The sequence below is a fragment of the Tardiphaga sp. genome (assembly GCF_041424195.1).
Classification (GTDB): Bacteria; Pseudomonadota; Alphaproteobacteria; order Rhizobiales; family Xanthobacteraceae; genus Tardiphaga.
Genome location: NZ_JBGMOE010000190.1, coordinates 85368 through 111718, shown reverse-complemented (window position 1 = coordinate 111718; position 26351 = coordinate 85368). Strand labels below are relative to the sequence as shown.

28 protein-coding genes are annotated in these 26351 nt (G+C 62.9%); 23 read left to right on the top strand and 5 right to left on the bottom strand.

Features of this window, described 5'->3' with window-relative positions; genetic code table 11:
* Positions 1-383: 383 nt before the first annotated feature.
* Positions 384-2135 carry a methyl-accepting chemotaxis protein gene (locus ACEK02_RS25605; protein WP_371424305.1) on the bottom strand — a complete coding sequence of 584 codons (1752 nt, stop codon included), beginning with the start codon at positions 2133-2135 and terminating at the stop codon, positions 384-386.
* A 188-nt stretch (positions 2136-2323) separates the two neighbouring features.
* Here ACEK02_RS25605 and ACEK02_RS25600 point away from each other — a divergent pair, with 188 nt between their 5' ends.
* The 8 genes from ACEK02_RS25600 (at position 2324) to ACEK02_RS25565 (ending at position 7261) form a co-directional block, all read left to right on the top strand.
* On the top strand, positions 2324-3070 hold the full coding sequence (locus tag ACEK02_RS25600; protein WP_371424304.1) for a YebC/PmpR family DNA-binding transcriptional regulator: 747 nt from the start codon (positions 2324-2326) through the stop codon (positions 3068-3070).
* A gap of 85 nt (positions 3071-3155) precedes the next feature.
* Positions 3156-3683, top strand: coding sequence for a crossover junction endodeoxyribonuclease RuvC (gene ruvC, locus ACEK02_RS25595; RefSeq protein WP_371424303.1), 528 nt, complete (start codon positions 3156-3158; stop codon positions 3681-3683).
* A complete protein-coding gene (gene ruvA, locus ACEK02_RS25590) occupies positions 3680-4297 on the top strand; it encodes a Holliday junction branch migration protein RuvA (protein WP_371424302.1) in 618 nt (205 codons plus the stop codon). The genes ruvC and ruvA overlap by 4 nt, the downstream gene beginning before the upstream one ends.
* The gene (locus tag ACEK02_RS25585; protein ID WP_371424301.1) at positions 4294-4794 is read left to right on the top strand and encodes a hypothetical protein; all 501 of its coding nucleotides are present in this window, start codon (positions 4294-4296) and stop codon (positions 4792-4794) included. Before ruvA ends, ACEK02_RS25585 begins: the two co-directional genes overlap by 4 nt.
* A complete protein-coding gene (gene ruvB, locus ACEK02_RS25580) occupies positions 4791-5840 on the top strand; it encodes a Holliday junction branch migration DNA helicase RuvB (RefSeq protein WP_371424300.1) in 1050 nt (349 codons plus the stop codon). Before ACEK02_RS25585 ends, ruvB begins: the two co-directional genes overlap by 4 nt.
* A gap of 6 nt (positions 5841-5846) precedes the next feature.
* A complete protein-coding gene (locus tag ACEK02_RS25575; protein WP_371424299.1) occupies positions 5847-6257 on the top strand; it encodes an NUDIX domain-containing protein in 411 nt (136 codons plus the stop codon).
* Positions 6254-6712: a tol-pal system-associated acyl-CoA thioesterase gene (gene ybgC, locus ACEK02_RS25570; protein ID WP_371424298.1), complete on the top strand. Its 459-nt coding sequence runs from the start codon at positions 6254-6256 to the stop codon at positions 6710-6712. Before ACEK02_RS25575 ends, ybgC begins: the two co-directional genes overlap by 4 nt.
* 81 nt (positions 6713-6793) lie before the next feature.
* Positions 6794-7261 (top strand): DUF1348 family protein, encoded by a 468-nt coding sequence (locus ACEK02_RS25565; RefSeq protein ID WP_371424297.1) that lies wholly within the window; start codon positions 6794-6796, stop codon positions 7259-7261.
* A gap of 15 nt (positions 7262-7276) precedes the next feature.
* Here the strand turns inward: ACEK02_RS25565 and phnF are convergent, their stop codons facing one another.
* Positions 7277-8011, bottom strand: a complete 735-nt coding sequence (gene phnF / locus ACEK02_RS25560) for a phosphonate metabolism transcriptional regulator PhnF (RefSeq protein ID WP_371424296.1) — start codon at positions 8009-8011, stop codon at positions 7277-7279.
* Between the two features lie 129 nt (positions 8012-8140).
* On the opposite strand from phnF, the gene phnG reads away from it, so the two are divergent.
* The 10 genes from phnG (at position 8141) to ACEK02_RS25510 (ending at position 15665) form a co-directional block, all read left to right on the top strand.
* Positions 8141-8602, top strand: coding sequence for a phosphonate C-P lyase system protein PhnG (gene phnG / locus ACEK02_RS25555; RefSeq protein ID WP_371424417.1), 462 nt, complete (start codon positions 8141-8143; stop codon positions 8600-8602).
* A 2-nt stretch (positions 8603-8604) separates the two neighbouring features.
* Positions 8605-9213, top strand: coding sequence for a phosphonate C-P lyase system protein PhnH (gene phnH, locus ACEK02_RS25550; RefSeq protein ID WP_371424295.1), 609 nt, complete (start codon positions 8605-8607; stop codon positions 9211-9213).
* Between the two features lie 2 nt (positions 9214-9215).
* Positions 9216-10322: a carbon-phosphorus lyase complex subunit PhnI gene (locus ACEK02_RS25545; RefSeq protein ID WP_371424294.1), complete on the top strand. Its 1107-nt coding sequence runs from the start codon at positions 9216-9218 to the stop codon at positions 10320-10322.
* Positions 10319-11203, top strand: a complete 885-nt coding sequence (locus tag ACEK02_RS25540) for an alpha-D-ribose 1-methylphosphonate 5-phosphate C-P-lyase PhnJ (RefSeq protein ID WP_371424293.1) — start codon at positions 10319-10321, stop codon at positions 11201-11203. Before ACEK02_RS25545 ends, ACEK02_RS25540 begins: the two co-directional genes overlap by 4 nt.
* Complete coding sequence (gene phnK, locus ACEK02_RS25535; RefSeq protein WP_371424292.1) at positions 11196-12020, top strand: phosphonate C-P lyase system protein PhnK; 825 nt, start codon at positions 11196-11198, stop codon at positions 12018-12020. Before ACEK02_RS25540 ends, phnK begins: the two co-directional genes overlap by 8 nt.
* A 7-nt stretch (positions 12021-12027) precedes the next feature.
* The gene (phnL, locus tag ACEK02_RS25530) at positions 12028-12729 is read left to right on the top strand and encodes a phosphonate C-P lyase system protein PhnL (RefSeq protein ID WP_371424291.1); all 702 of its coding nucleotides are present in this window, start codon (positions 12028-12030) and stop codon (positions 12727-12729) included.
* 11 nt (positions 12730-12740) lie between these two features.
* The gene (locus ACEK02_RS25525; protein WP_371424290.1) at positions 12741-13895 is read left to right on the top strand and encodes an alpha-D-ribose 1-methylphosphonate 5-triphosphate diphosphatase; all 1155 of its coding nucleotides are present in this window, start codon (positions 12741-12743) and stop codon (positions 13893-13895) included.
* Positions 13892-14470, top strand: coding sequence for a phosphonate metabolism protein/1,5-bisphosphokinase (PRPP-forming) PhnN (phnN, locus tag ACEK02_RS25520; protein WP_371424289.1), 579 nt, complete (start codon positions 13892-13894; stop codon positions 14468-14470). The genes ACEK02_RS25525 and phnN overlap by 4 nt, the downstream gene beginning before the upstream one ends.
* A gap of 22 nt (positions 14471-14492) precedes the next feature.
* Positions 14493-15113 carry a pyridoxamine 5'-phosphate oxidase family protein gene (locus ACEK02_RS25515; RefSeq protein WP_371424288.1) on the top strand — a complete coding sequence of 207 codons (621 nt, stop codon included), beginning with the start codon at positions 14493-14495 and terminating at the stop codon, positions 15111-15113.
* Positions 15114-15365: 252 nt separating this feature from the next.
* On the top strand, positions 15366-15665 hold the full coding sequence (locus ACEK02_RS25510; protein WP_068735221.1) for an HU family DNA-binding protein: 300 nt from the start codon (positions 15366-15368) through the stop codon (positions 15663-15665).
* A 271-nt stretch (positions 15666-15936) separates the two neighbouring features.
* Here ACEK02_RS25510 and ACEK02_RS25505 read toward each other — a convergent pair whose 3' ends face one another.
* From ACEK02_RS25505 to ACEK02_RS25495, 3 genes are all read right to left on the bottom strand, one after another.
* Positions 15937-16284 carry a 5-carboxymethyl-2-hydroxymuconate Delta-isomerase gene (locus ACEK02_RS25505; RefSeq protein ID WP_371424287.1) on the bottom strand — a complete coding sequence of 116 codons (348 nt, stop codon included), beginning with the start codon at positions 16282-16284 and terminating at the stop codon, positions 15937-15939.
* Between the two features lie 140 nt (positions 16285-16424).
* Positions 16425-17210 (bottom strand): IclR family transcriptional regulator C-terminal domain-containing protein, encoded by a 786-nt coding sequence (locus ACEK02_RS25500; RefSeq protein ID WP_371424286.1) that lies wholly within the window; start codon positions 17208-17210, stop codon positions 16425-16427.
* A gap of 16 nt (positions 17211-17226) precedes the next feature.
* Complete coding sequence (locus ACEK02_RS25495; protein WP_371424285.1) at positions 17227-18447, bottom strand: NAD(P)/FAD-dependent oxidoreductase; 1221 nt, start codon at positions 18445-18447, stop codon at positions 17227-17229.
* A gap of 270 nt (positions 18448-18717) precedes the next feature.
* Here ACEK02_RS25495 and ACEK02_RS25490 point away from each other — a divergent pair, with 270 nt between their 5' ends.
* The 5 genes from ACEK02_RS25490 (at position 18718) to ACEK02_RS25470 (ending at position 26344) form a co-directional block, all read left to right on the top strand.
* Positions 18718-20391 (top strand): amidohydrolase, encoded by a 1674-nt coding sequence (locus ACEK02_RS25490; protein ID WP_371424284.1) that lies wholly within the window; start codon positions 18718-18720, stop codon positions 20389-20391.
* 37 nt (positions 20392-20428) lie between these two features.
* The gene (locus ACEK02_RS25485; protein ID WP_371424283.1) at positions 20429-21796 is read left to right on the top strand and encodes a Rieske 2Fe-2S domain-containing protein; all 1368 of its coding nucleotides are present in this window, start codon (positions 20429-20431) and stop codon (positions 21794-21796) included.
* 31 nt (positions 21797-21827) lie between these two features.
* Positions 21828-23264, top strand: a complete 1437-nt coding sequence (locus ACEK02_RS25480) for a glutamine synthetase family protein (protein ID WP_371424282.1) — start codon at positions 21828-21830, stop codon at positions 23262-23264.
* A 102-nt stretch (positions 23265-23366) separates the two neighbouring features.
* The gene (locus tag ACEK02_RS25475; RefSeq protein WP_371424281.1) at positions 23367-24542 is read left to right on the top strand and encodes an ABC transporter substrate-binding protein; all 1176 of its coding nucleotides are present in this window, start codon (positions 23367-23369) and stop codon (positions 24540-24542) included.
* A 167-nt stretch (positions 24543-24709) separates the two neighbouring features.
* On the top strand, positions 24710-26344 hold the full coding sequence (locus ACEK02_RS25470; RefSeq protein WP_371424280.1) for an amidohydrolase: 1635 nt from the start codon (positions 24710-24712) through the stop codon (positions 26342-26344).
* Positions 26345-26351 lie beyond the last annotated feature (7 nt).

The following is a 26351-nucleotide window of genomic DNA, read 5'->3' as shown; positions in this document are numbered from 1 at the left end:
GAATGCGATGAATAAATTCATTCTGTTGGGCGCCGCTTTACTGATCGCCGGCACTGCGAGCTGGACCGCGCAGGCGAAAGACGGGCATAGCGCTGCCAGCAAGCATCGACGGATCATGTCCTCTCACGCGCGGTATGAGGGAAGCGATCCGGGAATGGTCTATCGCGGATTCGGTACCGGCCCCGGTTCATATGGATACCGCGCGCCATACGGATACAGCGCGCCATACGGATATGGCGGCGGCTCATACGGCGGAGATGACAATGCGGAAGGCCGAACCAGCGGCGGCTAGGAGGTCTTGGCGGGTTCGGTTGTAAACCTACGCACAGACGGAACATGCGGCTGCGCCAGGGTCAGATAGCAACCAGCTGTGCAAACGCAAATCATAATTTGTACGCCGTGCGGAATCCGCCCCAATGCCGGCCCTGTACACGCACCGGCACGTCGATCTCGCGCATCATCACGGTCTGGCCGTTGCCCATGTCGCGGGCATAGCTCTGGATCAGGTAGGAGCGGGTATTGCGGCCGGCGGCCAGCCCGGCCGGATCGTTGAAGATGCGACGATTGCGGCTGTTGGCCGTATTCCAGACGACATCGCCCGGGCGCTGCGGCTTTGAATAGATGCTGTTATGCACCGGCAGGTAGCCATTGCGGTCGATTGCCGCGCAAAATGCCATGCGGCTGTCCTTTGCCAGAAATGCATCCTGGAATTCCGGCAGCACGCGGTCGGCCCAGCCGAGAATCTTTGTGCGATACTGCACAGGATTGGAGCCTGGAATTTCGACATAGGTCTCGTCGAACATGTCTTCGATGCTGATCGCGCCGGATGCGATGCCGTCGGCGAAGATCTTGTTGAGCGCGGCCCCTGCATCGATGGCGCGGGTGACGAATTCGGTGTTCTCGTCATGGATCGCCCATAGCCGGTCTTCTATGCGGCTGACGAGGTGGCCGTCGGGCGCTACGAACCGCGCCTGCGTGCCGGCGGGAGAATGCTCGGCAATGCGCAGGCGGCACGGCCCGACCTCGCTGAGTTCGGCGGTAACGATATCGTGGAGCGGAAGCCGGTTTGCGTCAGGCCCGCCGATCAGGATTCCGTCCATCGAGATTTCATAGACCGGGGCGCTGAATTGGCCCCCGCGCGCCTGAAGATGGACGTTCAGGTGACATGGCAGCTTTTCGCGTCGGCGCTCGTCTTCGCGCTCGCTCTGTTTGAGCAGCACCGCACAGCGCGACTTCAGCCTCGAGGCAAACATCGTCACGGCCTGGCCGGCTTGTGCAACATGCTCGCCATGGGCCGCAGCTTCCCTGGCAGCGCTATCGATTTCCGCGGCGCTGTTGCCGACCGAAACGATGAATTGTGAGGCGGTGGTGGCATTGTGCGACATCTCGCTGGTGGTCGCGTTCTGCTCGGCCACTGCGCCGTTGACGTTGGCGAAGACCGGGCGGATCGCGTCGATGGCGCCGGAAATGCGGTGCACGGCATCGACCGAACTCGCTGCGTCGCGCTGCAGTGTGTCGATCTTCTTCCGGATCTCTTCGGTGGCATTCTGCGTCTGCACCGCCAGCGCCTTGACCTCGGTGGCGACGACCGAGAAGCCGCGGCCGGCGGAACCTGCGCGGGCCGCCTCAATCGTTGCGTTCAGCGCCAGCATGGTCGTCTGCCGGGCAATCTGCGCGATCAGCTCGAGCACATTGCTGATGGCAGCGGAGGAATCCCGCAGCCGGTCCACATTGGCGCTGGCTTCGTGGGCGGCAGCGCTGGCCTCATCCGCGAGCCGGCTGGCATCGCGCACCTGAGCGCCAATGCCCTCGGCCGATTGGGTGAATTTGTCGGCGGCCTGCGCGAAAGTGGTGGCGGTGGATTGCGCGGCGCTGCTGTGGTCGGCCAGTACATCGGTACGGGTGCGGATGGCGGAGAGAGTCGCCGCGGTCGATTCGGCGCCGCCGGCCACCGAGGTGGCCGCCCGCTCCAACTGCCGGATCAGGGCCCCCAGCTCGAGTTCCAGCAGCTCCAGGATGTCGCGGGCGGAATCGTTGTCGGAAGCAGCGGGGGCCTCGATTGGCGCAGCTTTGTCGGGGGCGAGTACCGGCACAGCCAGATCGGGCTGCTTCCTGCGGAACAGTCCAAATGCCATATTCAAATCTCGCGGATTGCAATCTATGCGGGTATTCTTGCACCCGAATGTGAAGTGAGGGTTAAGGATCGCAGCGGCGGCGATTTTGGCCTGCGAGATTTCGACGCATATTTTTGATTTTGCCGATCTCGCGGCCTATAACCCCGCGCCGCAGCCCTTAAGACACCAGACGATTCAAGAGAGACCGCATGGCCGGACATTCCCAATTCAAGAACATCATGCACCGCAAGGGCCGGCAGGATGCCCAGAAGTCCAAGCTGTTCAGCAAGCTGGCGCGCGAAATCACCGTCGCTGCCAAGATGGGAACGCCGGACCCGTCGATGAACGCCCGGCTGCGCTCTGCCGTGATCGCTGCCCGTCAGGAGAATATGCCGCGCGACAACATCGAGCGCGCGATCAAGAAGGCGATCGGCAGCGAAGGCGAGAATTATGACGAGATCCGCTACGAAGGCTACGGCCCCGGTGGCGTTGCCGTCATCGTCGAGGCGCTGACCGACAATCGCAATCGCGCTGCCTCCGACATCCGTTCTTACTTCACCAAATCCGGCGGCAATCTCGGTGAAACCGGCTCGGTGTCCTTCATGTTCGACCATGTCGGCGTGATCGAATATGACGCCGACAAGGCCTCCGCCGACGACATGCTCGAAGCGGCCATCGAGGCTGGCGCCGACGACGTCGTGTCGGGCGAGGGCGGCCATGAGGTCTATGCCTCGCAGGAGACGTTCCGCGACGTCGCCAAGGCGCTCGAAGCCAAATTCGGCGAAGCCCGCAAGGCCGCGGTGATCTGGAAACCGCAGAACACGCTCTCGGTCGATGACGAGACGGGCGAAAAGCTGATCAAGCTGATGGACCTCCTGAACGAGCATGACGACGTGCAGAACGTCTATGCGAACTTCGAGGTGTCCGACGCGCTGATGGCCAAGATGGGCGGCTGAGCAGGGGCTCAGCTTCCCTCTCTTTCCCTTGGGACGGCCGCGCGTTTCTATTTCGTTCCGTTCCGACCGGCGTTATTCCTGTGGGATGACACACCCTCCGATTCGCCCTCCTGTCCGCATCATCGGCATTGATCCGGGCCTGCGCCGCACCGGCTGGGGCGTGATCGAGATCGACGGCAACCGGCTGACCTATATCGGCTGCGGTTCGGTGGAGCCGCCGGACAGTTTGCCACTGGCGAGCCGGTTGCTTGGCATCCATGAGGGGCTCGCCAAGATCCTTGGCGATTTCCAGCCGGCCGAAGCTGCGGTGGAGCAGACCTTCGTCAACAAGGATGGCGTCGCGACGCTGAAGCTCGGCCAGGCGCGCGGCATCGCCATGATGACGCCGGCAATGTTCGGCATTGCCGTCGCGGAATACGCGCCTAATCAAGTGAAGAAGACTGTGGTCGGTGCGGGCCACGCCGACAAGAACCAGATCCAGGTGATGCTGAAGATTCTGCTGCCGAAGGCCGAGCCGAAATCGGCCGATGCCGCCGACGCGCTGGCCATCGCCATCACCCATGCGCATCACCGCCAGAGCATGGCACTGCGCCTCAAGGTCGTCGGCGCGTGATCGGCAAGCTCAAAGGCCTGATCGACAGCTATGGCGAGGACTACGTGATCCTCGATGTGCAGGGCGTCGGCTATCAGGTGCATTGTTCCGCACGCACGCTGCAGGCATTGCCGCAGGCGGGGGAAGCTGCGGTGCTCTCCATCGAAACCTATGTCCGCGAAGACCAGATCAAGCTGTTTGGCTTCCGCAGCGATATGGAGCGCGAATGGTTTCGGTTGCTGCAGACTGTGCAGGGCGTCGGCGCCAAGGTTGCGCTGGCCGTGCTCAGTACGCTGCCCCCGTCGGACCTCGCCAATGCCATTGCGCTGCGCGACAAGACGGCCGTGGCGCGCACGCCGGGCGTCGGTCCTAAAGTGGCCGAGCGCATCGTCAGCGAATTGAAGGACAAGGCTCCGGCCTTTGCGTCCGTCGATCCGGTGGTCGCACAACTCGCCGGCGCGATGGACGACAACCGTGCGCCTGGCGCCGTCAGGGATGCGATCTCCGCGCTGGTCAATCTCGGCTATGGCCAGCCGCAGGCGGCGGCGGCCGTTGCTGCAGCATCGCGCAGCGCAGGCGAGGGCGCGGAAACAGCACAATTGATCAAACTCGGGCTGAAGGAACTGGCGAAGTGAGCCTTGCCAGGATCGCCCGTGTGATTGGCATTGTCGCGATCTTCGGTGTTGTCGGTTCGCTATCCGTGGCTGCGCTCGTGTCGTTACTGGTGGTCGCCCTCGGTGCGTCGATCCTTCAACTGATTTTCTCTGTCGCCGATCTCGATGGTTTCAGATCGCTTGTCTCGATTGCACTGTGGCTGCTGGCATTCGTCGCTGCATTGGCGGCGCTGCTGCCGTCAATCGGTGCCGGCGTCGTCTTTGCGCTGTCTGCCGTCTATGCCGGGCAAAACACGATCTGGATGGCGTGGCTCGCTGCGGCCTTCGGCATCGCCGGATTCATCGGTCTTGGAATGTTCATTCAACCCTCGGAATCCTCGGCAATAATCTTGCCCGGCGTTCGATCGCTCACGCAGGCGCTGTCGCTGTCGGTATTGCTCGCGAGCATTGCCGTGATTCCAGCCAGCCTGTGCTGGTGGTTCGCGCGACCGTTGCACCGTGGTAACGTCGCATCATGAACATCCCAACTGATCGCGTCATCACGCCTGAGCGCCGTTCCGACGATGTCGGCGACACCGCGTTGCGTCCCCAGTCGCTGTCCGACTTCGTCGGCCAGGCGCAGGCACGCGCCAACCTGCAGATATTCATCGATGCCGCGCGCAAGCGCGGCGAAGCGCTGGATCACACGCTGTTCGTCGGCCCGCCCGGGCTCGGCAAGACCACGCTCGCGCAGATCGTCGCGCGCGAACTCGGCGTTGGCTTTCGTGCCACGTCGGGGCCGGTGATCGCCAAGGCCGGCGATCTCGCGGCGCTCCTCACCAATCTCGAGGAGCGCGATGTTCTCTTCATCGACGAGATTCATCGTCTCAGCCCTGCCGTGGAAGAAGTGCTCTATCCGGCGATGGAGGATTTTCAGCTCGACCTCATCATTGGCGAAGGTCCCGCTGCACGTTCGGTGAAGATCGAGCTGTCGAAATTCACACTCGTCGGTGCGACGACGCGCGCAGGCCTGCTGACAAATCCGCTGCGTGATCGCTTCGGCATTCCATTGCGGCTGAATTTCTACACCATCGACGAACTCGAAAAGATCGTCACCCGCGGTGCGCGCGTGCTGCAGATAGGCATGACGCCGGAAGGCGCCAATGAGATCGCGCGTCGCGCCCGTGGCACGCCGCGCATCGCCGGGCGGCTGTTGCGCCGCGTGCGCGATTTCGCCTCCGCTGCGGACGCTGCCGCAATCGATCGCAAGATCGCGGATCATGCCCTGAGCGCGCTCGAAGTGGACAGTGCCGGCCTCGACGCCATGGATCGCCGCTATCTCACCACTATCGCCATGAATTACGGCGGCGGCCCGGTCGGCGTCGAGACCATGGCGGCTGCGCTCTCCGAACCGCGGGATGCCATCGAAGACATCATCGAGCCCTATCTGATCCAGTGCGGCTATCTGCAGCGCACCCCTCGCGGGCGATTGCTGACGTCGCATGCCTTCAGGCATCTCGGATTGAGTGAGCCAACGCGCGATGCGAGCCAGATCGGACTGTTTGGATCCAGCGACGAGGAGTGATCTGCGATGACTGACAAGATTATCGGCGTTGTAGCCGCGCTGATCCGCGACGATATTGGACGCATGCTGGTGGTGCGCAAACGTGGCACCGAGGCCTTCATGCAGCCGGGTGGCAAGCGCGATGCCGGCGAAGACGATCTAGCCGCGTTGGAGCGCGAGATCAGCGAAGAGCTGGGATGCCGAATGGTGCCGGGTTCTGCCCAAGCGCTCGGACAGTTCAACAGCGTTGCCGCCAATGAGCCGGGCTGGCAGGTGCAGGCCAGCGTTTACGCGGTGAAGGTGGATGGCGCGATCGCGCCCCAGGCCGAGATCGCCGAAACGCTCTGGATTGATCCGGCCGCGCCTGAGGCCGTTATCCTTGCGCCATTGACGCGCGATCACGTCTTGCCACTCGCCTTTCACGGTTTCCCGCAATGACGGTTTCGGCGACCTCCCATCTCGACGGCACTATTGCCGACGGCATTCACCGCATGCAGGTGCGTGTCTATTACGAAGACACCGATTTCTCCGGCATCGTCTATCACGCCAACTATCTGCGCTTCATGGAGCGCGGGCGGACCAATTATCTGCGATTGCTCGGTGCTGATCAGCGTGCGCTGTTTGCCGAGGCCGAAAGCGAAGCGCCGGGCTTTGCCTTCGTGGTCCGGTCGATGCAGCTCGATTTTCTCAAGCCGTCGCGCATGGACGATCTGCTCGACGTGCTGACCCGGCCGCTGGATGTGAAAGGCGCCTCGATCACGCTGCATCAGGAAGTCCGCCGCGGCGATGAGTTGCTGTTGGAAGCCAAGGTGAAGGTGGCCTTCGTGTCTGGTGGCCGCGCCAGGCCGATTCCCAGGGCGTTGCGCATCGCCATGAAGGCCGATCAGATTTAGCAATCGCCCGATAGGCGAAACGGCGTCGACTCTGCGAAAGGCCCGGCTACACTCCCGGCACATCGCAAAGCCGAGGGTCCCATGTCGCGTCCACCGTTTCCGCCCTTCACCCGAGAGACCGCCGCCCAGAAGGCCCGCATGGCCGAAGACGCCTGGAATTCGCGCGATCCGGTGAAAGTGTCGCTCGCCTATACCGAGGACAGCGTCTGGCGCAATCGCGGCGAGTTCTTTCAGGGGCGCCCGGCGATTGTCGAATTCCTCACCCGTAAATGGGCGAAGGAGCACGAATACCGGTTGATCAAGGATTTATGGGCCTTCGACGGCAATCACATTGCCGTGCGCTTTCAATATGAATGGCACGACGATGCCGGCAACTGGCATCGCTCCTATGGCAACGAGCAATGGGAGTTCGACGAGGGTGGTCTGATGCGTCGCCGCGAGGCGAGCATCAACGATGTGGCCATTGCCGAAAAGGATCGCCGCTTCCTGTGGCCGGCACCGGGGCCGCGCCCCGCGGATGTGCCGGGTCTCGGCACGGACCCGTTCTGATCTCGTTGGGCAGGATTACAGCGAGCCGCTATCGACCACGAATTCGACGCGCTCGGCGACGAAGCGTGAATGCGTGGCGCTCAGCGGCGTACCGTCCGCATCCACATCGATGGAATCGACGATCAGAATCGGACGCCCCAGCGCGACGCCAAGCCGTGTCGCATCAGTCGCATCGATGATTCCCGCGGTGACTTTCGTTGAGGCTCGGCGATAGTCCTTGATGCCGTAATGCGCCAGCGCCTTGGTCATCGAGCGCACGCGCTCATAGATCTTGCCGAAATCCGGGAAGCGCTCGGCAGACAGCCAGTTGGTACCGATACAGATCGGTGTCTTGTCGGCGAGGCGTAGCGCCTCGATGCGAATCAACCTTGCACCGGTCTTGAGGCCAAGCTGCCGCGCCAGTTCACGTGTCGCGACGTCATCCCAGGCTCCGATCAGTTGCGCCTGTGGCTCGCGGCCGCCGGCGCCAGCGATTTCCGAGAAGCGCGTACGCGAGCGTAAGGGGTAGGCGAGTTTCGGCGCTTCCACATAAGTGCCGCTGCCGCGCTCGGCGCGCACGAGGCCGCGCTCGGCCAGCGTCGCCAGCGCGCGACGTACCGTATGTCGATTGACGCGGTAGAGCTCCGCCAGCTCCGTCTCGCCGGGCAATTTGTCGCCGGCCGGATAACGCCCGTCGGCAATGCCGCGCTCGATGCCGTCGGCAACGTGCCGCCAAAGTGCGACGCCTGTTGGCTTTTCCTGAATGGTCACAAAAGTCGGTCCTAGAATGATGTCGACCACGCATTAGCGAAAAATCGCGCCGCTGTCACGAAACGGTCATTGCCCCGGCCTATAAAGTTGTCTAGTAAATCATACAACTTGTTGCGGATCGCGGTGACCATGAGCACAGTTCCCTCGAATGACCAGCAGGCCCGGCGCCGTGAAGCGATGGGGGTGCTGGGGCACTCGCAGACGGCGGATATTGCCGGATATCTCGATACGGTGGCCGTTCCGGCCCATGAACAATTGCGCCAGCCCGAAAATGGCCTGGTGATGCTGCGCGGCCGGATTGGCGGCGATGGCGCGCCGTTCAATCTCGGCGAGGCGACCGTGTCGCGCGCCGCCGTGCGGCTATCCAGCGGCGAGGTCGGCTTCGGCTACACGCTGGGCCGGGATGGCGCGAAGGCGCACCTGATCGCGCTGTGCGATGCGCTGATCCAGACCAGTGAATTTTCAGAAGCTGTCGAGACCAGGGTGCTGACGCCGCTGCGTGCGCGCGTCGTCGCCGACATCAGGCGCAAGGCCGCGGAGACGGCGGCAACCAAAGTCGATTTCTACACGCTCGTGCGCGGGGAGGGCTAATCATGACGACAGTTGCGGAAATGCCGGCCGGTTTCGCGGACAAGGTCCTTGCAGCGCAATCGACCTTCCGTTCGGTGATGGACGCGATGGCGCGTCCCGGCACCGTGCAGCGGATCCTGGCTGTTTCGGGCGTGCCTGCGCCAATGATGCGCGGGGCTGCGGCCATCGCGCTGACGCTGTTCGATCAGGATACGCCGGTCTGGCTCGATGCCAAGCTGGCGGCGACGATGGATGTCGCCAAGTGGATCAAGTTTCACACCAGCGCGCCGGTCATCGCCGATCCCGCCGTGTGTGCCTTCGCCGTGGTGGCTGATGCTGCCGCGCTGCCGTCCTTCGAGCACTTTGCATTCGGCTCCGGCGAATATCCGGATCGCTCCACGACCATCGTTCTACAGGTCGCGAGCCTGACCGAAGGCCCGGCCTATGAGCTGCGTGGTCCCGGCATCGACGGTGCCATCATCCTGCGCGCCGCGATCGGCGTGCCGGACCTGCTGGATCGTCTTGCGCTGAATGCCTCGCTGTTTCCCCGCGGCATCGATCTTGTGCTGGTGTCCGGCGAATCCATCGTCGCGCTGCCGCGCACTACGCGCCTTGTCGCGAAAGAGGGCTGAGCATGTATGTCGCCGTCAAGGGTGGCGAACGCGCCATCGAGAATGCGCATCGTCTGTTGGCCCATGAGCGCCGGGGTGATCGCGATGTACCGGAAGTATCGCTGGCACAGATTTCCAATCAGCTCGGTCTCGCTGTGGATCGCGTCATGACCGAAGGATCGCTGTATGACCGCGAGCTCGCGGCGCTGGCCATCAAGCAGGCGCGTGGCGACATGATCGAGGCGATCTTCCTGCTGCGCGCCTTCCGCGCGACGTTGCCGCGGTTCGGCTCGAGTGAGCCCGTCGATACCTCGCAGATGCAGGTGCGCCGCCGCGTCTCCTCGACCTTCAAGGACATGCCGGGCGGCCAGGTGCTCGGTCCGACCTTCGACTATACGCATCGTCTGCTCGATCCGGTGTTGACCGGAGAATCCTCGCCCGACCAGCCGGCCATGGCCGATGCAGAGCCGGGCGCGATGCCGCGTGTCACCGATATTCTTGGCCGGGATGGTTTGATCGAAGCGTCGCCGGCGGAAGCCCCCGAGAAGCCGGTTGGCGATCTCACGCGCGACGCGCTGAGCTTCCCGGCAGAGCGCGATCTGCGCCTGCAGAATCTCGCGCGCGCCGATGAAGGGTTTCTTCTGTCGCTCGGCTATTCCTCGCAGCGCGGCTATGGCCGCAACCATCCTTTCGCAGGCGAAATCCGCCTCGGCGAGGTCGAGGTTGAATTCTTGGCCGAGGATGTCGGCTTCGCGGTGCCGCTGGGGTCGATCACGCTGACCGAGTGTCAGATGGTCAACCAGTTCAAGGGCTCGGATACCGAGGCGCCCTGCTTCACCCGCGGCTATGGCCTCGCCTTCGGTCAGAGCGAGCGCAAGGTGATGTCGATGGCACTGGTCGATCGCACGTTACGCGCGCGTGAGCTCGGCGAGGACATCAAGGCGCCGGCGCAGGACGAGGAATTCGTCATGTCGCATTCCGACAATGTGCAGGCGACCGGTTTCGTCGAACATCTGAAGCTGCCGCATTATGTCGACTTCCAATCCGAGCTCGGCCTGCTCCGCAAGCTGCGCAAGGAGTTCGCCGACGCCAACGAGACGCCAGTTGCTCTTCAGGAGGCCGCGGAATGAACGCGCCGACATATAACTTCGCCTATCTGGACGAGCAGACCAAGCGGATGATCCGCCGCGCCATTCTCAAGGCCATCGCGATTCCCGGCTATCAGGTGCCGTTCGCCAGCCGGGAGATGCCGATGCCCTATGGCTGGGGCACCGGCGGCGTGCAGGTGACGGCGGCGATCCTCGGCCCCATCGACAAGCTGAAGGTGATCGACCAGGGCTCGGATGATACGACCAACGCGATCTCGATCCGCAAGTTTTTCGAAAAGACCGCAGGCGTTGCGGTGACCACGAGCACGAGCGATGCCACGGTGATCCAGACCCGGCACCGTATTCCCGAAGCGACGCTGCAGGCGCATCAGGTGCTGGTCTATCAGGTGCCGATCCCGGAGCCGCTGCGCTTCCTCGAGCCGCGCGAGACCGAAACGCGCCGCATGCACGCGCTCGGTGAATACGGGCTGATCCATGTGAAGCTTTATGAGGACATCGCGCGCTTCGGCCATATCGCAACGGCCTATGCCTATCCGGTTAAGGTCAATGCGCGCTACGTGATGGACCCGTCGCCGACGCCGAAATTCGACAATCCGAAGATGGACAACTGCGCCGCACTCCAGCTGTTCGGCGCCGGCCGCGAGAAGCGGATCTATGCGATCCCGCCTTATACGTCGGTGGTGTCGCTGGATTTCGAAGACCATCCCTTCGAGCCCTACAAGCACAAGGCCTGCTGCGCGCTGTGCAATGCCGAGGATAGTTATCTCGACGAGATCGTCACCGACAACATGGGCAGCCGGATGTTCGTGTGCTCCGACACCGACTACTGCGAAACGCGGCAATCACAGGGACACCGCGGCAGCGAGAATGCTGCGCCCTATGCGGAGAGCGCAAATGCTTGATGTGACAGCGAATTCAACTCACCGCGCCGCGCCCGTGCCTGCCAGCGACGAGCCGTTGCTTGTTGCGGCAAACCTGGGAAAATCTTATGGCCGTCTTGCGGCATGTCGTGACGTGTCGTTCGAGCTCTATTCCGGCGAAGTGCTGGCCATTGTCGGCGAGTCCGGCTCCGGAAAATCGACGCTGCTGCAGATTCTCTCCGGCCAGTTGACGCCGAGCACCGGTACCGTCTCCTACCGAATGCGCGATGGCGTGACCCGTGACCTCGCCACCATGGGCGAAGCCGAGCGTCGCTTCCTGTTCCGTACCGACTGGGGCTTCGTGCATCAAGATCCCGCGATGGGTCTGCGCATGGCGGTCTCGGCCGGCGCCAATGTCGGCGAGCGGTTGATGGCTGTCGGTCATAACCACTATGGCAAGATTCGTGACACCGCGACGTCCTGGCTCGAGCGCGTCGAGATTTCGCCTGATCGTATCGACGATGCGCCGCGGACCTATTCCGGCGGCATGCGGCAGCGGCTGCAGATCGCGCGCAATCTCGTCACTGAACCGCGGCTCGTCTTCATGGACGAACCGACTGGTGGCTTGGACGTGTCGGTGCAGGCGCGTTTGCTCGATATGATGCGCACGCTGGTCAGCGAGCTAGGTCTCTCGGCCATCGTCGTGACGCATGATCTCGCGGTAGCGCGATTGCTGTCGCATCGTGTGATGGTGATGCAGGGCGGGCGTGTGATCGAGACGGGCCTGACCGATCAGGTGCTCGACGATCCCCGCGAGCCCTATACGCAACTGCTCGTTTCCTCGATCCTGCCGGCGTGAGGTCAAGATGATTCCCATGATCGATATCCGCAACGCCGAGAAGACCTTCATCATGCATTTGCAGGACGGCATTCGGCTGCCGGTGGTGCGCAATGTGTCGTTTCATGTGGCACCCGGCGAATGCGTGGTGCTGTCCGGACCGTCCGGCGCAGGTAAGTCATCGATCCTGAAAATGATTTTCGGCAATTACCGTTGCGATGGCGGCACCATCGGTGTGCGCCACAACGGCGACATCGTCGATATCGCGACCGCGGAGCCACGGCAGGTGCTGAATGTGCGTCGCGACACCATCGGTTATGTCAGCCAGTTCCTGCGCGCGGTGCCGCGTGTCGCCGCGATCGACGTTGTCGCCGAGCCGTTGCTCGCTGCTGGTGTGACGCGCGAGGAAGCGCAGACGCGCGCGGGCGTGTTGCTCCGTCGCCTTAACATTCCCGAGCGGCTGTGGAAGCTGCCGCCCTCGACCTTTTCCGGCGGCGAGCAGCAGCGCGTCAATATCGCGCGCGGCTTTATCTCCGATCTACCGATCCTGTTGCTGGATGAACCGACTGCGTCGCTCGATGCCGCCAATCGCGCGGTGGTCGTCGAACTGGTCGCCGAGAAAAAACGGGCCGGTGTTGCCATGGTTGCCATTGTGCATGACGACGAAGTGCGGCACCTGATTGCCGACCGGCTGGTGGACGTCGCATCCTTCGCCGCTGCTGCTGCCTGAGAAAGAGAACCATGACTGCATCATCGACCGAAACCGTCATCGGCAACGCCAGGATCGTTCTTGCCGACCGCGTCATCGACAAAGGCTGGATTGCCTTTGTTGACGGTCGCATCGCTGAATTTGGCGAGGGCGATGCGCCGCGCGGCAGCGAGGATATGCGCGGCGATCTGATCATGCCGGGTCTCGTCGAATTGCACACCGACCATCTCGAAGCGCATTTCATGCCGCGGCCGAAGGTGTTCTGGGATCCGATCGCCGCGGTGGTCTCCTATGATGGTCAGCTTGCCACCTCCGGCATTACCACGGTGCTCGACTCGGTGCGGGTCGGATGCGAGGATTCGAGCCAGGGGATCGACAGCTATGCCGGCGTGCTGGTGGATTCCATTGCCTCTGCCGGGGAAGCCAGCCTCTTGCGGGTGGATCATTTCCTGCATCTGCGCTGCGAGATTCCGATGCCGACCGTGGTCGAGGAAGCGAAGGCACTCCTGGAGAAGCCGAACGTCCGGCTGATGTCGCTGATGGACCACACGCCCGGCCAGCGCCAGTTTCGCGATGAGGAGAAGCTGCGCACCTATTATCGCGGCAAGGGCGGCAAGAGCGATGCCGAGCTCGATGTGATGTTCGCACAGCGCCTGGCCTGTCAGCAGCAATATGCGGCCGGCAATATGCGCGCGATCGTGGCACTGGCCCACGAGCGAAATATTCCATTGGCGAGCCATGACGACACCACGGAAGACAACGTGACCGAAGCCGTGGGAGACAAGGTCTCGGTGGCGGAATTCCCGACCACGCTGGAGGCTGCGCAGGGCCTGCACAGAGCCGGTGTCGGAATCCTGATGGGGGCGCCGAATGTCGTTCGCAACGGTTCGCATTCCGGCAATATCGCGGCGATCGATCTCGCACGTGAAGGCATGCTGGATATCCTGTCATCGGACTATGTGCCGTCGAGCCTTCTGATGGGCGCCTTGCAGCTCGCGACGAAAGTGCCATCGATCGATCTCGCCAGTGCAATCCGCACGGTGACCAAACGGCCCGCGGAAGCCGTTGGCCTCATGGACCGCGGCGAGATCGCGGTCGGCAAGCGCGCCGATGTGATCCGCGTTCACGTGGCGCATGATGTGCCGGTGGTGCGCAGCGTCTGGCGCGAAGGACATCGCGTGGCATGACCGACACCGCGGCGATGTCCGGAGCGCAGGCAGGCCGGATCGGCCCTGGCCGATTGGTGCTGGTGGTCGGCCCGTCCGGTGCCGGCAAGGATACGCTGATCGGTCTGGCGCAGGCGGCCTGCGCGGATGACGATAATGTGGTGTTCACGCGCCGCGTGGTCACGCGCGAGGCGTCGGAATTCGAGAATAATACGCAGGTCACGCCGGAGGCGTTCCGTCAGGCACAGGCCAGCGGCGCCTTCGCCGTTCACTGGGAAGCGCATGGTCTTTGTTATGCGCTTCCGCGCTCCATCGATGATGCGCTTCGCGCCGGCCGGAATGTCGTTGCCAATATCTCACGGACGGTTATCCCGGCACTACGTGCCGCCTATGAAGATGTCGTCGTTGTGTCGATCACGGCGCCGCCGGAAGTGCTTGCGGCGCGCCTTGCGGCGCGGGGACGCTCAAGCGATGGGCCGATCGGCGACCGGCTCAAGCGCAGCGTCGAGACATCAGGTGCCGACGTCACGATCAACAATATCGGTGTCGCGAAAGATCATGCGGATGACCTGATACGGGTCATCAGGGGTCAATAGATACGGGCGGGGGAGTGTGGCCATGTCGGTGATCGAAACCATCGAGCAGCTCGAAGCGATCTACGGCCGGTTCAATGATATCGGCGAAGCCTCCACTGCCAAGGTTGCGGATCGCGTGACGGCGCAATATCGCCGGCTGATCGAGGTGTCGCCCTTCGCCGCTCTGGCGACATCGGGACCCGAGGGGCTCGACTGTTCGCCGCGCGGCGACCTGCCGGGCTTCGTCCGTATCCATGACGAGAAGACACTCATGATGCCGGATCGCCGCGGCAACAACCGCGTCGATAGCCTGCGCAACATTGTGCGAGACCCGCGGATCGCGCTGCTGTTCCTGATCCCGGGCTCCGGCACGACGCTGCGTATCAACGGCGAGGCCCATCTGTCGGCCGATCCTGCGCTGTTGGCCTCCTTCGCTGTCGCGGAGAAGGCGCCGCGGACAGTCATCGTGATGACGATCGGGGAGATCTATTTCCAGTGCGCCCGGGCCATTGTCCGTTCGGACCTCTGGGACCCGGACAAGCGCATCGATCCCAGGACCTTGCCGACGCCTGGCGAGATCCTGGCCGAGATGAGCGAGCGCCGGGTCGGGGGCGTCGACTATGATCGCGCCTGGCCGGAAAGGGCGCGTCAGACCATGTGGTGAGGGCGCCAATCCGGGGGTGATTTTGGCGGTGCGTTTCCGGCGCCTGCGGCGAATCCGTAGGCCCCTTGTTTCAAGTATTTTGCGCTTGCGAGGGTCCCGAAACCCTGCCGTACAAGTCGAATCGGGGTTTGGTGGTCAAAAAACACCATTTTTCCCGGCAAAATCTGTGAAAATTTCATTGAGCACGGGTTTTTTCCCGTGATTCCTCATAGTGTCTGTCTCACCGAATCACGGCAAACCAAAAGGTGCAAAATGGCAGACCAAATGACGAAGTCGCAGCTCATCGAGAAAATCGCTGAGACCACTGAGCTCTCGAAGAAGGACGTCAAGGGCGTTATCGAGACCATGGCGACCCTCGGCTACAAAGAGCTGAAGAAGAGCGGCGTGTTCCTCGTTCCCGGCTTCGCCAAGTTCGTCGTCATCAAGAAGCCCGCCACCAAGGCACGCAAGGGCACCAACCCCTTCACCGGCGAAGCAATGACCTTCAAGGCCAAGCCGGCCCGCAAGATCGTGCGCGCTCGCCCGGTCAAGGCTGCGAAGGACGCGGTCTAAGCGAACCTCCGGCGCGGTCGCCCATGAGGTGACCGCAGCCGACCTGAATTGGGAACGGCGCGGCATTCCCAGGGAATGCCGCGCCGGTTTCGTTTTGGGGAGTGCCTTACCTCTCCCCGCTTGCGGGGAGAGGTCGACTGCAACGCGCGCGTGGAAGTCGGGTGAGGGGGCTCTCCATTCGCTCTGCGCCTGCGGAGGCTCCCCCTCATCCGTCGTCGCTTCGCGGCGCCCACCTTCTCCCCGCAGGCGGGAGAAGGCAGTCAGCGCGGCTCTACTCGTTCAGCCGCTTCTTGTAGGCGACGGAGTCCATATCCCGGATATCGACGCTGAGGCTCTTGGTCTGCGGCAGCAGCCTGACCATCGCGGCACGTAGCTCTTCGCTCACCGCCACTTTCTGCGCGGGCGTGCGGCCTTCCAGCATGGACACGGTGACATGGCAGAAGCCGTCGCGCTCCCTGGCAAGCAGGTAATCCGCATAGGCCATCGCGCGGACCTTGATGTCCGCCGCCTGCATCACGCCGGTGGCGGCGGCTGCGTCATGCAGAGCCTGCATCAGGCTGGTAGCGTCGAACAGGCCGCCATGACCGTCGGTGGAGTGTTCGATGACGATATGGGGCATGAGACGACAATTCCTGGTGCGTGTTCAATCTCGGACCTCATGGTGAGGGGGCGCCGCTTGGCGCGGTCTCGAACCATGAGTGTGGGGTCATCCTTCGAGACGCGACCAAGTGGCCGCTCCTCAGGATGAGGGTAGAGCATTCAAAGCAGCAGCGGCTTCACGGAGTTGGCGGCATCGCGCAGCAGCGGCAGGAAGCGATCGATCATCTCGCCGGTGGAGACGCGGTCGACATGGGCGCCCATATTGATGGCGGCGACGATCGCGCCATCGTAGCGCCGCACCGGCACCGAGATCGAGCGGAAGCCCGGCTCGGCCTCGCGGTCGACCAGCGAATAGCCTTTCTCGCGGTCGGTGATGATGGTGGCCTTCAGCAGTTCCTTGTCGGTTACCGTGAAGGGCGTCATCGCCACGAGGTCCATGGCATCCAGCGCTGCGGTGAGGTCGTCGTTGGAATACTTGCCCAACATCGCGCGGCCCACCGACGAGCAGAATGCCGGCAGCCGGTAGCCGAGATCGATGCCGGCGGAGAACACCCGCGCCGGGCTGGCGCGAGCGACGAAGATCACCTCATGGCCCTCGAGCACCGCGAGCGACGAAATCTCTTGCGCGGCGCTGGAGATGCTGTCGAGCACGGGCTGCAGGATGGTGACGACCTGATTGGAGGTCATATAGGAGCCGGCCAGCGCCAGGACGCGCGGGGACAGCGCGAACAGCTTGCCGTCGCTGGTCACATAACCCTTGCGCTCCAGCGTGAACAGGATGCGCCGGGCAGTGGCGCGCGGCAGCTCGGCGGCCTTGGCGACATCGCTCAGCGTCATCGGGCGCGAATGTGCGCCGAACAATTCGAACACCCGCAAGCCCCGATCGAGGCTCTCGATGAAGTCGGTATTGCCGCGTTCGTCGTCGGGACGCTTGATCTTGGGCATGAGCCGTGGGTCCGCCCTATTTGCCGGCTTCGAATTTTTTCAGATCGAATGACAGATCGGCGGCCTGTTCCGGCGTCGGCGACAGCGCCGCGGTGATCAGGCGGCGTGCGATCATCTGGTCGCCCGGCCGGTTGATACTGTCAACGGCGGTGAGCTTGCCGTCGCGATAATAGAAGACCGAGAACTTGCCGTCGTCCATCGAACCGCGGATCACTGCGCTGTCGGTCGGCGCAGAGAGACCGACGATCTGCAGCTTGGCGTCATATTGATCCGACCAGAAACGCGGCACCGCATCATAGGCTTCCGGCTTGCCGGCGATCATTGCGCCCGCGGCCTTGCCCTGATCGGTGGCGTTCTGCACGGCTTCGAGGCGCACGCGGCGGCCCGCGAATGAGTTGTAGTGATTGCTGACGTCGCCGGCAGCATAGATGTTCGGCGCGCTGCTCAAGCCATGCTCGTCCACATCGATGCCGTTGGTACAGGCGATGCCCGCCGCGGCTGCCAACTCATCATTGGCGATGCCGCCGATGCCGGCGACGATTAGATCGGCCCGCACCCGCAGGCCGCTGGAGCAGACGACCTCATGCACCGCATTGTTGCCTTCGATGGCGACGACGGATTCGTTGAAGCGGATGTCGAGGCCATGGGAGCGATGGGCGTCGAGCAGGAATTGCGAAATCAGCGGCGACACCGCGCGCTCCAGCAGGCGCGACTGCGCCTCGATCAGCGTCACCTTCTTGCCGGCCTTGGCGGCGGTCGACGCCACTTCGAGGCCGATGAAGCCGCCGCCGACGATAACGACATCATTGGCCGCTTCGAGTCGCGGCTTCAGATGTTGTGCGTCATCGAGGGTGCGTAGATAGACGATGCCGTCGCGCTCATGGCCGGGCACGCTGAGGCGCCGTGCGCGCGAGCCGGTGGCGATGACGAGTTGGTCGAAGGGCAGGCTGTCGCCGCCTTCCAGTGCGATCCGGCCGGCGGCGCGGTCGAGCCCGACGGCGCGATGACCCAGCACCAGGTCGATGCCCTGGGTCTTGAAATAGTCCTCGCCGCGGAGGAAAAGGCTGTTATGCGCGACGTCACCGGAGAGAAACGCCTTCGACAATGGCGGGCGCTGATAGGGCAGATGGATTTCATCGGCGACGATGCGGATCGGCGCCTGATAGCCCTTCTCGCGCGCGCTAATGCCCGCCTGGACGCCTGCATAGGAGGCGCCGACAATCACGAGGCCGCTCACGAGCGCGCTCCCTGGGTTCGATCCGCACACGAATTCAAAGTGTTCGACATCATCAGCTCCTGAATTGCGTCCGTATATTGAACAAGTGTTCGTTCTGCGCAAGGCGATGCTTTGGGCGTGAATTGCTGCACTTGCTCAATAACCCATCAGTTCATGCTGTAAAATTCTGCTTGCCTGGAATTCTTCTAACGATAATATTCGCACATTAGTTCGTCTATTGAACATCTTTGATGGGGCGGCGAGATGCATCTGGGTGGGAAATTCCTGATTGTGGGAGCAATTGCGATTGCTGCCGCCGTCCTGCCGGCTGTGGCGCAGCAATCAGACCCGAACGCGCCCCAGGTGGTCCTGACGGGCGGCAAGATCCTCACCCTCGACGACCAGTCGACGATCGTGCAAGCGCTGGCCATCCGCGACGGCAAGATCCTCGCGGTCGGCAGCGACGCTGCGATCAAGCCGCTGGCGGGTCCGCAGACCAGGGTCATCGACCTCGCCGGCAAGTCAGTCGTCCCCGGCCTGATCGACACCCACGCGCATTTCAGAGCGGCGGGGCTCGGCGACTATGTGGTCAATCTCGGCGGCGCCAGGGACGTGGCCGGCGCGCTCGATCTCATTCGGGCGTTCGTTGCGAAGAAGCAGCCCGGCGCGTGGATCACGACCGGCGGCTGGCATCCGCCGTCGCAACTGGCGGAAAAGCGCTACCTGACCCGCCAGGAGCTCGACAGCGTGTCCCCCAACAATCCGGTCTATCTGCGGACCGTCGGTCACTTTGCGATGGCCAATTCGCTGGCCTTGCAGAAGGCGGGCATCAGCAAGAATACACCGGATCCGGCCGGCGGCGCGTTCGAGCGGGACGCAAGCGGCGACATCAATGGCGTGCTCGTCGAGACGGCGATCCCGCTGGTCGAGAACATCGTGCCGCCCTTCACCGAAGACGAGGAGTTGCGGCAATATCGTCTCGCCGAGGCCGCGCTCAACCGCCTCGGTATCACCAGCGTCGTCGAGGGCGCGACGAGCGCGCGCGACACGCAGATCCTGCAGAAGCTCGCTTTGGCAGGCGATGCGACGGTGCGGGTCGGAACCATGTTTCGACCGGAGCCGCCCGCGGACTCGGCCGGGTGGGACGCCATCATGAGCGGCAACGGTGCCACCTCGGGTTTCGGCGACGATTGGTTGAAGCTCGGCGGCATCAAGATCTTCTACGACGGCGGCATGACCCTGAAGACGGCCATGATGCGCGACGCCTATCCGGACTCGCATGACGATTATCATGGGGTCGCGCAGGTCACGCCCGAGCGGCTGAAGCAGCTGGTGTCGATCGCCAACCTTCGCGGCTGGCGGGTCGGCGTACATGTCGTTGGCGACCTCGGCGTCGATCACGTGCTGGATGCGTTCGAAGCCACCGACAAGGAAAAGTCGATCAAGGATCGCCGCTTCGTTTTGATCCATGCCAGCCTGATCCGCCCCGAACAGATGGAGCGGGCGCGCCGCGTCGGGGCGCGGATCGATTTCCAGAACGCCTTCATGTGGGACAAGGCGGCGACGGTCGCGCGTTTCCTTGGCAGGCCGACAGCGGATCGTGCGGTGCCGACGCGCACCCTGATCGAGAAAATGGGACTGGAGAATCTCGGCGCCGGCACCGATTTCCCGGTCAACCCGTTAAACCCGTTCCTCACGATGTATATTATGGTGACGCGCAAGGACCCGGCCGGCCAGGTCTATGGCGCGTCCGAAGCGATCGGGCGTGAACAGGCGCTTCGCCTCTATACCAGTGCGGCATCGCGCTACATGTTTGAGGAGGCGCGGAAGGGGACGCTGGAGGCCGGCAAGCTGGCCGATCTCGTGGTTCTCTCCGCCGACTTCATGACGGTGCCGGACGGCCAGATCAAGGACATCACCGCCGATATGACGATGGTCGGCGGCAAGATTGTATTTCAGCGTTAAGCGGCGCATCGCCGGAGTTATAGAAGGACATTTTGCCATGATGAGCCAAGAGCAGAACGATCTGATCACCCGCATCGGCCCCAAGGCGCCCGCGGGCAAGCTGATGCGCCAATACTGGCAGCCAGCGGCACTGGTCGATGAGCTCGAAGGGGATCGTCCGATCCGTCCGGTCAAATTGCTGGGCGAGAACTTCGTGCTGTTCCGTGACGAGCAGGGCCGCTACGGCCTGCTCGATCGCGACTGTCCGCATCGCGGTGCTGACCTCGCTTTCGGCCGTCTCGAAGGCGGCGGCGTGCGTTGCGCATTTCATGGCTGGCTGTTCGACGTCGAGGGCAAGTGCCTGGAGACCCCGGCCGAGCCGAAGACCTCGAAACTCTGCGCCGGCATCAAGCAGCGCGCCTATCCGGTGGTCGAGAAGGGCGGCATCCTCTGGGCTTATCTGGGCGAAGGCGAGCCGCCGGCATTTCCGGAGCTCGACTGTTTCGCCGCACCCGGCCAGTACACCTTCGCCTTCAAGGGCCTGTTCGAATGCAACTGGCTGCAGGCGCTGGAAGTCGGTATCGATCCTGCCCATGCCTCGTTCCTGCATCGCTTCTTCGAGGACGAGGACGTCAAGGCCTCCTACGGCAAGCAGTTCCGCGGTGCGTCCGCTGGCACTGAGCTGCCGATGACCAAGATCCTGCGCGAATATGATCGCCCGATCATCAATGTGGAGTCGACCGAATACGGTCTTCGTTTGATCGCGCTACGCGAGCTCGACGACGAACGCACCCATGTGCGCGTTACCAACCAGCTCTTCCCGCATGGCTTCGTCATTCCCATGAGCACGGAAATGACCATCACCCAGTGGCATGTGCCGGTCGATGACGAGAACTGCTACTGGTACGCGATCTTCACCAGCTACACCCAGCCGGTCGACAAGAAGAAGATGACCGACCAGCGGCTCGAACTTTACGAGCTGCCGAACTATACGTCGCGCAAGAACAAGACCAACGATTACGGTTTCAATCCGCACGAGCAGAAGCACGAGACCTATACGGGCATGGGCGCCGACATCAACGTCCACGACCAGTGGGCGGTGGAGTCGATGGGCAAGATCCAGGATCGCACCCGCGAGCATCTCGGCTCCAGCGACAAGGCGATCATCGCCTATCGCAAGCTGTTGCGTGCGGAGATCGAGAAGGTCGCCGGTGGTCAAAAGCCGATGATGTCCCTCGATGCGGACACCGCGCGCAGCATCCAGGGTCCGGGCACCATGGACGGCATCGGACCGACCAAGGGCTGGGAAACCTACTGGATGGAAGTCGACGTCGCCCGTCGCCGCGGTGCGCCATGGATGGCAGCCGCTCCGGCCGATCAGACCGAGCCGGGATCCAATGTCATCCACCTGCCGGCGGCAGAGTGAAAATCGATCAGAACAGCCGCGGGAGAGTGCGTTGAGTTTCGTTGAACGTCACGGTTTGTGGTCCGCGGAGCAGAAGGAAGCAGCCGTCCGGCTGCGCAGCATGGTCGAAGAGCATAAGCTCGAAGTGATCCGGCTGTCGTTTCCGGATCAGCACGGCATCCTGCGCGGCAAGACGCTGATCGCCAGCGAGGCGTTGCGTTGTCTCGAAAGCGGTTGCTCCATCACCACGACGATGTTCGCCAAGGACACCTCGCACAAGACGGTGTTTCCGGTGTTCACCGCCGGGGGCGGCTTCGGCATTCCCGAAATGCAGGGCGCGGCCGACGTCTTGATGATCCCCGATCCCAGCACGTTTCGGATTCTGCCCTGGGCGCCTGAGACCGGCTGGGTGTTGTGCGACGTGCATTTTTCCGACGGCCGTCCCGTGCCGTTCGTGACGCGTAACCTCTACAAGAAGGTGCTCGGCGATCTCGGTAATCGCGGCTACGATTTCGTCGCCGGGCTCGAAGTCGAGTTTCATATCTTCAATGTCGAGAACAACCGGATGAAGCCGGAAGATGCCGGCCAGCCCGGCAATCCGCCGGAGGTCAGTCTGCTCTCGCACGGCTACAACTACCTCACCGAGCAGCGCTACGATCAGATGGAGCCGGTGCTCGAAATCATCCGGCGTGATGTGATTGCGCTTGGTCTTCCATTGCGTTCGGTGGAAGTCGAATACGGCCCGAGCCAGTGCGAATTCACTTTTGCGCCGACGGTGGGGCTGACGCCAGCCGACAGCATGGTGCTGTTCCGCAGCGCCGTGAAGCAGATCGCCCATCGCCACGGCTATCACGCGACGTTCATGTGCCGGCCGAAGATCCCGAATGTCGTGTCATCGGGCTGGCATCTGCATCAGTCGATCGTATCGCGGGACACGGGCGCAAATGCGTTCATGCCGACCGAGGGCACGCAGCCGCTGTCATCGTTCGGGCAAGGCTATCTCGCGGGGCTTCTTGCGCATGCGCGCGCCGCTACGGTCTTCACGACGCCGACGATCAACGGATACAAGCGCTATCGCTCCTATTCGCTGGCGCCGGATCGTGCAATCTGGGGTCGCGACAATCGCGGCGCGATGCTGCGTGTGCTCGGCGGCTTGAATGATTCCGCGACACGCATCGAAAACCGCGTCGGCGAGCCTGCGGCCAATCCCTACCTCTACATGTCATCGCAGATTCTCTCGGGTCTCGACGGCGTCGATCGCAAGCTCGATCCAGGCCCGTCAGCCGACACGCCCTACGAGACCAACGCAGATCTGTTGCCGAAGTCGCTGCGCGAGGCGACCTTTGCGCTCAAGGAGGATCCGTTCTTCCGCGAGAAGATGGGCGCGACGATGGTCGACTATTACACCCACATCAAGAATGCCGAGATCGATCGCTTCCAGGCGGAAGTCTCCGACTGGGAGCAGCGCGAATATTTTGAGATGTTCTGAGGCGTCGGCGCGCTGACGCCGGTTCAAGCGTGCCATCTCGGCACGTTTATTGAATACAGGTTTGCCAATAGTTTTCTTAACTTTCCAACGGGGACAACCGCAATGAACAGACGCAGCCACTCCATTCTTGCACTGGCCATTCTCGGCCTGATGACCGGCACGGCCTCTGCCGACACCATCAAGGTCGGCGTGATCGGCACCATGTCGGGCCCTTACGCGCTGTTTGGCAAGAACTTCAAGATGGGCATCGACGCCTGGGTCGCCGAGCATGGCACCAAAGCAGGCAAGCATGACGTCGAATTCATCTATCGCGATGAAGAAAGCCCGAATCCCGCCAAGTCAAAGGCGCTGGCGCAGGAGCTGCTGGTCAAGGACAAGGTGCAATATCTCGCTGGCGTCTATTTCACGCCGAACGCGATGGCCATCGCGCCGTTGCTGGAAGAATCCAAGACGCCGCTGATCGTGATGAATGCGGCGACCTCGTCGATTGTCGAGAAGAGCCCCTATATCGTCCGTACCTCGTTCACGATGTGGCAGAACACGGTGCCTGCCGCGAAAATTGCGTTCAAGAACGGTGCCAAGAAGGTGGCCATCGCAGTCAGCGATTACGGTCCGGGTGTCGATGCCGAAGCGGCATTCAAGAAGACGTTCGAAGGCGAGGGCGGCGCGGTGGTCGAAGCGATCCGCATTCCGCTCGCCACCACCGACTTCAGCCCGATCATGCAGCGCATCAAGGATTCCGGCGCTGACACCATCTTCACCTTCCTGCCATCGGGGCCGCCGACGCTGGGCTTCGTCAAGGCCTATATCGACAACGGATTGAAGGCCGGCGGTGTCAAGCTGATGTCGACCGGTGACGTCGTCACCGAACCCGATCTGCCGAATATCGGCGATGCCGGCATCGGTATCCTCTCGACCTATCACTATTCGGTGTCGCACGACTCCAAGGAGAACGCGGCCTTCCTTGCCACCATCAAGAAGGGCGGCGGCAACCTCGACGAAGTCACCATGACATCGGTCGCTGCCTATGACGGCGCGCGCCTGATCTACAAGATGATCGAGGCCACCGACGGCAAGCGCGATCCCGCCAAGGCAGTTGATGCCGTCAAGGACATGAAGTGGGTCTCGCCGCGCGGTCCGGTGTCGATCGATCCGACGACGCGTCACATTCGCCAGAACGTCTATCTGCGCAGTGTGGAGAAGGTGGACGGCAAGCTGATCAACAAGGAAAGCCAGACCTTCGCCGATCAGCCGGACTGGGCGCTGAGCACGAAGTAATACTATTGTCATTCCGGGGCGTGCGCAGCGCAAGCTGCGCGCGACCCCGGAATCCCGAGATGAGATGAACACGTCGAGATTCCGGGCTGCCCTATCGTCGGCTTCGCCGACTTCAGGACGTCCCGGAATGACATCGACGGGATGCGCGATATGAGATTTTCTTTCTGATGACCAGGTCCGCGCACACCGTTCGACTGATCAATGCCCGCATCTATCGTTCTGCCTGGGATAAAGCTCCCGCGGAGAGCATCGTCGTCCGCGATGGCAAGGTGGTCTGGATCGGCGCAGCGGATGTTGCGCCATCCGCCGACGAGACGATCGATCTCGCGGGTGCCACCGTCATTCCCGGCCTGACCGACGCGCATATTCATCTGTTCGCCATCGCTCATGCGCGACTGCAGGTGCCGGTGACGCCCCGCGATGCACCAACGATATCTGCCGTGCTAGATCTGCTGGTTGCACGCGCAGGCGCCATTCCGTCAGACAGATGGGTTTACGGTGCTGGCCTCGATGAGAACGGTCTGACCGAACACCGGCTGCTGGCACGTGCCGAGATCGATGCCGTCATTCCCGATCATCCGGTGCTGATCCGCAGGTTCTGCGGTCATGTCGCCGTCGTCAACAGTGCCGCGCTGCGACTGCTGGGCATCGACGATGCTATCGCCGATCCGGAAGGCGGCACGTTCGGGCGCTCCGAGGACGGTCGACTGGACGGCAGCGCCAAAGAAAGCGCGGCCGAACTGATTTTCCGTGCCGCGCCGCCGATGGACCGCAACGAGCTCGCCGCGGCTCTGCGCGCGACAATTGCCGACAGCGCCAGGCTCGGTCTTGTTGCTGCCGTGGAAGCCGCGGTTGGATTCACCGTCGGTTTCGATGATGAGTTCGCCATCTGGAACGAGATCCGCGCGAATGGCGATGTGCTGCCAATGCGGCTCGGCTTCATGAACCAGCTCGACCCGGCTGAAGCGGAGGCGCGTGGGTTGGCGCCGACGCCAGATGCCGACTGGCAGTCCATGACGCTGAAATATTTCGCCGATGGCATCGTCGGCGCGCGAACGTCGGCCGTGAGCGAGGATTTCTTCGATACGCCATCCCGCGGCATGTTCATGCGCGATGAAACCGAGCTGCAGCGCGTGATCGCCGAGGCCCATGCGGACGGCTGGCAAGTCGCCGTTCATTGTACCGGCGATCGCGGCATCGACTGCATCATCGAAGCCTATGAGAAGGCGCAGGCGGCGCATCCCCGCGCCGATGCCCGGCATCGCATCGAACATTACTTCGTGCCACCTGCCGGTGGACTGGCACGGATGAAGGCATTGGGCGCGCTGGTCGTCACCCAGCCGAGTTTCCTCACCCGGATGCGGCGCTCGATTGCCGGCGCGTTCGGTCCGCGCGCCGACCGTTGCTATCCCGGCCGCTCCGTGATCGACGCGGGTGTTGCCTACATCGCCAGCTCGGATGCGCCGACCGGGTCGTGGTCTCCGTGGGATGGCATCGCCGACGCGGTGAACCGCGCCTCGGACAGCGGTGCGCCGATCGGGCAGGGTGAAGCCGTCAGCGTCCGCGAAGCCATTCACAGCTATACGGTCGGTGGCGCCACCGCGATGAAGCAGGATAACTGGCGCGGCACGCTGATGCCGGGCATGGCGGCCGATCTGATCGCACTTGATCGCGATCCCTTCGCCGCCGAGCGCCTCCCTCTGAAAGAGACGCAGGTGCTGCTCACCATGGTGCGTGGCGCCGTCGTCCATGACGCCTTGCCGCAGTCGCCGGAATGGCGTTCGGTCGCTGCTTCGGTATAGGATCAAT

Coding starts and splice junctions, on each gene's coding strand:
- ACEK02_RS25575 (WP_371424299.1), top strand. CDS start 5,847: ATGACTGACAAGATTATCGGCGTTGTAGCCGCGCTGATCCGCGACGAT.
- ACEK02_RS25470 (WP_371424280.1), top strand. CDS start 24,710: ATGACCAGGTCCGCGCACACCGTTCGACTGATCAATGCCCGCATCTAT.
- phnK (WP_371424292.1), top strand. CDS start 11,196: ATGCTTGATGTGACAGCGAATTCAACTCACCGCGCCGCGCCCGTGCCT.
- ACEK02_RS25485 (WP_371424283.1), top strand. CDS start 20,429: ATGATGAGCCAAGAGCAGAACGATCTGATCACCCGCATCGGCCCCAAG.
- phnG (WP_371424417.1), top strand. CDS start 8,141: ATGAGCACAGTTCCCTCGAATGACCAGCAGGCCCGGCGCCGTGAAGCG.
- ACEK02_RS25545 (WP_371424294.1), top strand. CDS start 9,216: ATGTATGTCGCCGTCAAGGGTGGCGAACGCGCCATCGAGAATGCGCAT.
- ACEK02_RS25505 (WP_371424287.1), bottom strand. CDS start 16,284: ATGCCCCATATCGTCATCGAACACTCCACCGACGGTCATGGCGGCCTG.
- ACEK02_RS25565 (WP_371424297.1), top strand. CDS start 6,794: ATGTCGCGTCCACCGTTTCCGCCCTTCACCCGAGAGACCGCCGCCCAG.
- phnN (WP_371424289.1), top strand. CDS start 13,892: ATGACCGACACCGCGGCGATGTCCGGAGCGCAGGCAGGCCGGATCGGC.
- ACEK02_RS25475 (WP_371424281.1), top strand. CDS start 23,367: ATGAACAGACGCAGCCACTCCATTCTTGCACTGGCCATTCTCGGCCTG.
- ACEK02_RS25525 (WP_371424290.1), top strand. CDS start 12,741: ATGACTGCATCATCGACCGAAACCGTCATCGGCAACGCCAGGATCGTT.
- ACEK02_RS25605 (WP_371424305.1), bottom strand. CDS start 2,135: ATGGCATTTGGACTGTTCCGCAGGAAGCAGCCCGATCTGGCTGTGCCG.
- ACEK02_RS25540 (WP_371424293.1), top strand. CDS start 10,319: ATGAACGCGCCGACATATAACTTCGCCTATCTGGACGAGCAGACCAAG.
- ruvB (WP_371424300.1), top strand. CDS start 4,791: ATGAACATCCCAACTGATCGCGTCATCACGCCTGAGCGCCGTTCCGAC.
- ACEK02_RS25500 (WP_371424286.1), bottom strand. CDS start 17,210: ATGCCCAAGATCAAGCGTCCCGACGACGAACGCGGCAATACCGACTTC.
- ACEK02_RS25510 (WP_068735221.1), top strand. CDS start 15,366: ATGGCAGACCAAATGACGAAGTCGCAGCTCATCGAGAAAATCGCTGAG.
- ACEK02_RS25600 (WP_371424304.1), top strand. CDS start 2,324: ATGGCCGGACATTCCCAATTCAAGAACATCATGCACCGCAAGGGCCGG.
- ybgC (WP_371424298.1), top strand. CDS start 6,254: ATGACGGTTTCGGCGACCTCCCATCTCGACGGCACTATTGCCGACGGC.
- phnH (WP_371424295.1), top strand. CDS start 8,605: ATGACGACAGTTGCGGAAATGCCGGCCGGTTTCGCGGACAAGGTCCTT.
- ruvC (WP_371424303.1), top strand. CDS start 3,156: ATGACACACCCTCCGATTCGCCCTCCTGTCCGCATCATCGGCATTGAT.
- phnL (WP_371424291.1), top strand. CDS start 12,028: ATGATTCCCATGATCGATATCCGCAACGCCGAGAAGACCTTCATCATG.
- ACEK02_RS25515 (WP_371424288.1), top strand. CDS start 14,493: ATGTCGGTGATCGAAACCATCGAGCAGCTCGAAGCGATCTACGGCCGG.